7 protein-coding genes are annotated in these 5,080 nt (G+C 36.7%); 5 read left to right on the forward strand and 2 right to left on the reverse strand.

The window, feature by feature from the left end; all coding sequences use genetic code 11:
• Positions 1-248, forward strand: a 248-nt coding sequence (locus ACG9ZB_RS16330; protein ID WP_419326765.1) for a type II toxin-antitoxin system YafQ family toxin, incomplete at its 5' end; no start/stop codon positions are given.
• Between the two features lie 435 nt (positions 249-683).
• Positions 684-1,625, forward strand: coding sequence for a replication initiation protein (locus ACG9ZB_RS16335; protein ID WP_419326766.1), 942 nt, complete (start codon positions 684-686; stop codon positions 1,623-1,625).
• Between the two features lie 53 nt (positions 1,626-1,678).
• On the opposite strand, the gene ACG9ZB_RS16340 is transcribed toward ACG9ZB_RS16335, so the two are convergent.
• Together ACG9ZB_RS16340 and ACG9ZB_RS16345 are read right to left on the reverse strand one after the other, a co-directional pair.
• Positions 1,679-1,954, reverse strand: a complete 276-nt coding sequence (locus ACG9ZB_RS16340) for a NosD domain-containing protein (protein ID WP_419326767.1) — start codon at positions 1,952-1,954, stop codon at positions 1,679-1,681.
• Between the two features lies 1 nt (position 1,955).
• Positions 1,956-2,360, reverse strand: a complete 405-nt coding sequence (locus ACG9ZB_RS16345) for a hypothetical protein (RefSeq protein ID WP_419326768.1) — start codon at positions 2,358-2,360, stop codon at positions 1,956-1,958.
• Positions 2,361-2,650: 290 nt separating this feature from the next.
• On the opposite strand from ACG9ZB_RS16345, the gene ACG9ZB_RS16350 reads away from it, so the two are divergent.
• From ACG9ZB_RS16350 to ACG9ZB_RS16360, 3 genes are all read left to right on the forward strand, one after another.
• The gene (locus ACG9ZB_RS16350; protein ID WP_286418734.1) at positions 2,651-2,983 is read left to right on the forward strand and encodes a plasmid mobilization protein; all 333 of its coding nucleotides are present in this window, start codon (positions 2,651-2,653) and stop codon (positions 2,981-2,983) included.
• Positions 2,973-4,598, forward strand: a complete 1,626-nt coding sequence (locus tag ACG9ZB_RS16355) for a relaxase/mobilization nuclease domain-containing protein (protein WP_419326769.1) — start codon at positions 2,973-2,975, stop codon at positions 4,596-4,598. The genes ACG9ZB_RS16350 and ACG9ZB_RS16355 overlap by 11 nt, the downstream gene beginning before the upstream one ends.
• Before the next feature lie 68 nt (positions 4,599-4,666).
• On the forward strand, positions 4,667-4,957 hold the full coding sequence (locus tag ACG9ZB_RS16360; protein ID WP_252409991.1) for a type II toxin-antitoxin system RelB/DinJ family antitoxin: 291 nt from the start codon (positions 4,667-4,669) through the stop codon (positions 4,955-4,957).
• The last annotated feature ends 123 nt before the right edge of the window (positions 4,958-5,080 follow it).

Genomic DNA, 5,080 nt, shown 5'->3' on the forward strand with positions numbered 1-5,080 from the left:
GAGATATTAAAAAGCAATTTTTAGAGCTAATCACACCTGCATGGGCAGAAGTCTTACATTGTCTTTGCAATGATTTAGATTTGCCTGAAAAGTATTGTGATCACGGTCTTACTGGTGAATGGGACGGTTTTAGAGATTGTCATGTAAAGCCTGATCTAGTGCTGATCTATGCGATAAAAAATGATTATTTGCAATTGGTACGAATTGGTAGTCATTCTGAATTATTTGGAAAACGTAGAAATAAATAGAACTGTTATGTCATATAGAAAAATATTTATTTGGATTTTAGTATTAACCTTTGTCCCTATCATTTCTATATTCATATTTTATATCTATATGATTTATGGCACTCATTCTTGGGATGAGGGAGGTACACATATTTTATGTGAGGAAGACCCTATTACCCATAAAATGGTGTTGATAGAAAAAACTGTTATCAGGAATGGTGAGAAAGTTAAAATTGATGGTACTGATAGTGAATGCAACTCATAAATTAATAAAAATCAATTAGTTGTTTAACTGGGAAATAGTGTAATATTTTCTATAGGCGAAAAAAAAGCAAGCTGGCAGGCTCACTTTTTTCTCTTTGTTTAACAAATACTTAAAGCATCAGTAAACACAAAATCGATATTTGTATTTTACCGATGTTTTGATTATTTGCAACATACAGGACGTTGCAAAAGGTGAAAAACGTACAATTAAGCGATTTTTTTGAAAATCTTGCTCATAAACCATACTGTGCAGATGAATTATTGTATGGCTTACAAATAAGACCGAAAAAAACGGCAATCAACATGCAATACATACAGGGCAATCAGCCTTGTATGCTTCATTACTTCTTTTTTGACCTAGACCGTTCAGAAGCTGTTATGGCTTGGCATGATGCAAATCTACCAATGCCATATTGGACAGCACAGACCCCAAAAAATGGTCATGCTCATATCTGCTACAAATTAGAAATACCGCTATGTACCAGTGAATTAGCTAGTCAGAAAGCTATTAGCTACGCAGCTAAGATTCAAGCAGGACTTGCGAATAAACTTGGTGCTGATGTTGGGTATAGCCATCTCATCACGAAAAATCCTTTTCATCCTGATTGGCGTACAACCTTTTGGACGGAACGAGCTTATACGCTGGATTATTTAGCTGATTTTGTCGACTTACCGAAAAAATTAAGTAAGAAGCAGGAAGTTTCAGGTCTTGGGCGTAACTGCACACTATTCGATACAGCACGTAAATGGGCATATACGGCTGTTAGAGATTACTTACACCATCATAGTAGTCTCACATGGGAAAAAGCTGTTTTAGCGCATTTAGAAGCACTAAACAACGAATTTACAGAGCCTCTGCCTTATAGCGAGGTTAAAGCTACAGCAAGAAGTATTTCCAAGTACTGTTGGAATAAGTTTTCGTACGCTGGATTTAGCGAATGGCAATCTAATAATGCAAAACGAGCTAATGCTAAAGGGGCATGTTCGTCAGGTGGGAAGGCTAAATCAGCTAAATACGATAAATTGAGAGAGCAAGCTAAGAGGCTAAGAGAGAAAGGGTTAAGCTTTAGTAAGATATCAGTAGAGCTTGGATGTACTAAAGCAACTGCAATTAAGTGGTGTAAATCGGTATAAGTGCCGCCATATCAGATATCAGCTTTTTTACTGGCTATCTGATATGTTCTTTTCTATTTATACAGGTAGTGGTTTATAAGAGCTGATAGCAAACTTAGTCTGAATCTACCTGATGATCTTGGGTTATTTCTTGAATCATTTACTATGGTTCCAGTCACTTCTGAATCCCAACAGTTATCTAATTTTACACCCTTATCACAGTTATTAATTCTTGTTCCGCTTACTTGTATATCCCTACTATTCGAAGCTTCTATTGCCACATCGCAATTGTCAAAACTGCAATTAATAATTTTACCACCTATGCAATTATCCATTCTTATTCCAGCCATTTTAACCTCCCACTAAAGAGGTAATGAACTTTGTATATTCGGTGAGCTGGAGTGCTAGTTCATTTTTTACAGTTATCCAACTACTAAATAGATTAAATAGCATTAAACATGTTGCTGTTACTGTGGTTTCATCTTTGGCATTAATTAAGACAGGTATTTTGGCTAATACATCATCTTTAAAAGTATTATTCGTTTTAGGATTAATAGAATGGTCATTGATTGCAGAAACTTCATTTTGAAGTTGCTTTAGCTTTTCTATATTTTCTTGAACAACTACAAAAATTTCTGAAACTTCGTTTCCTTCACTTTCATTAATAACTACAGCTTTACTGTCAGCAGTCAAATAAAATGAACTTTTGGAAACTTTATTATTTCCGCCTCCATTAATCTCCACACCAATAGCCATAGGCACCTTCTAAAGTTGAAATAAATTAGATTATACATTAAGTGAATAAGTTTTATTTGAAGCGAAAATTATTTAACTATTTTTTAAAAGGGCAAGGACACACAAAGGGTACTCTAGACAAAAACTAAAGTTTTCGCTAGATTACCTTTTGTGCCTTGCAAGGGAAGAATCCCTTGACCCTCTTTTCGACTTTATTTCCGCAAGATTTATGGCCATGAAACATAGCCAAAATTCTTACGAAAAAAAGCCGACCCCAAAACCCAAAAGCACCAAGTATTTGATGAGTTGTTATGAAAGAAAAAACGCTTATAAAACGTAATAAGGAAATCAAAGTCCGTTTAACAGAAGCTGAACATCACGCCTTACTGGAACGTATGGAAGGTGGAGAGCTTGCAACTTGGATTCGAAATACTTGTCTAGATGAGAAGCCAAATAAAAGAAGAAATTATAAAGCGGCAGATCCTCAACTTTTAGCAGCTTTAGGGCGTATTGGTGGCAACCTCAATCAGATTGCGAGACAAGTAAATACTGTGGAATCTGATATAGAAAAACTTAGAGCCTTTGCAGAGTTGGCAGTTATTCGAGAACAACTACAAGGAATTTTAGCCAACTATGATCGTTAAATTTTTGGGAAATAAGGGTGGTGGTAGTGCAGGTGCAACCATTGACTACCTACTTGGCAAAGATAGGGATAGACCAGGTGCAGTTTTACTGAGTGGAGATCCTGAATTAACCCAACGATTAGCAGACAACTTGGACTTCCAAAACCGTTATACGGTTGGAGTACTTTCATTTGAGGAACCAAACCTCGAAGAACACCAAAAAGAAGCCATCATGCAGAGCTTTGAAGAAACATTGCTTGCTGGGTTAGAGCGTGACCAGTACGACATCACTTGGATAGAACACACTGATAAAGGACGTTTAGAGCTTAATTTCGTCATTCCAAATGTGGAATTAAGTACAGGAAAAAGATTACAGCCTTATTTTGATCAAGCTGACCGCCCACTTGTAGAAAACTGGAAACAAGTCATCAATTTTGAGCATGGTTTAACAGACCCTCATGCACCAGAGAAAGCTCAAGCAATTAAAACTTTGAATAGCCAAAACCTACCTTCAAGCGTCAAAGAAATTAAAGAACAAATCGGGACCGCAATTGCTGAGCAAATTAGCAATGGCAATATCCAAAATAGGCAAGATGTAGTTGAAACCCTGAAGGGTGCAGGCTTTGAGATTGCTAGAGAAACAGATAGATCAATCAGTATTAAGAATCCTGACGGCAAGCGGAATATTCGTTTAGAAGGCGTAATTTATGAAAATCGACAATTTGATAAGCAATTTGCAGAAGAACACCGCCGAGCAGGACAGGATTATCAAAGAACAAGCCGAGAGCGTTACGAAACAGCACTTGGAAAGTTACAACGCCTTGCTGAGAGCAAGCAGCAAGGAAACCGAGAAACTTTTAAGGTCAAACCTTCAAACCATCCACGACCAGCAGCCGAAAATCAGAAACGCTTTGCGTTTGAATATTCTCACGGGAGCAGTTCTGGGCGTGTTGATTACAGTGTTTCTAATCTTTCTTGGCGTAAATTGGTGGTTATCGAAGCAAATCCAGAAAAAGCAGCAGGAATTAGCCGAGATCAATCTAAAAGTAGAACAGACACCACTGGAGAAACAGGTCTTGCGGAAGGTGAGACTGCAAGAGAGCCAAGACAAGAAAACTTTATACATCGTAGCGAGGAACAGCAAAAAAGCGGACGCTTACGAGAGTACAGACAGCCAAATGGTACTGAAATTGGACAAATAGAATCTAACGTCAAAACTCCTTTTGAAAATCCATTTAACGAATCAAATGGTGGAATGGAACTTTTGAGAGATAGCGGAAGTTTATTTGAAAACTTAGCCACCTCAAAAGAAGCAAATCAGGACTTAAAACAGAATAATCCTAATCAAACGGAACAAGACAATGCCAAACGACTTTATGAATCGCTACAACGAATTATTGAACTCTTTAGACAAACAATTGAGCGAGCTAAAAGAGATAAATCAAAGTCAGAGCGAGCAGATCGAAACCTTGAGCTTTCAGAATCAAGTATTGAGAATTCAGAACGAGGAATTAGCCAATCAAAATCAGCAATTAAACAATCTGAACAGCAGATTACGACAGCTGAACAGCACATTGATGTCCAAATAAAGTTAGAGCAGAAATCGAATAAAAAAGATTACGGTATGGAAAGGTAGAAAAATATTATTTTTTGGCGTACATTTAATTTACTATAGTACGCATTATGTAAAATATAGGTGATGATATGGCTACAACAAATTTCAATCTTCGACTTGAACAAGATTTACGTGATAAAGCATTTCCAGTATTTGAGCGTTATGGATTGAGTGCATCACAAGCTTTCAAATTATTTTTAACTCAAGTTGCTGAAACCAATAAAATTCCTTTGTCTTTTGATTATGCAGAAGATGATAATGTACCGAATAGTGTTACTAGAAAGGCATTGCTTGAAGCTAAAAATAGAACTGATTTCTCAGAAGCTTATGCGACACCCGAAGAATTTATGAAAGCAATGCAAGAGTTAGCCAATGCGTAAAATATTAGCTGAAAGTCAATTTAAGCGAGATATTAAAAAGCAATTTTTAGAGCTAATCACACCTGCATGGGCAGAAGTCTTACATTGTCTTTGCAATGATTTAGATTTGCCTGAAAAGTATTG

The organism is Acinetobacter johnsonii (genome assembly GCF_048551975.1).
In the GTDB taxonomy this organism is placed as follows: domain Bacteria; phylum Pseudomonadota; class Gammaproteobacteria; order Pseudomonadales; family Moraxellaceae; genus Acinetobacter; species Acinetobacter johnsonii_A.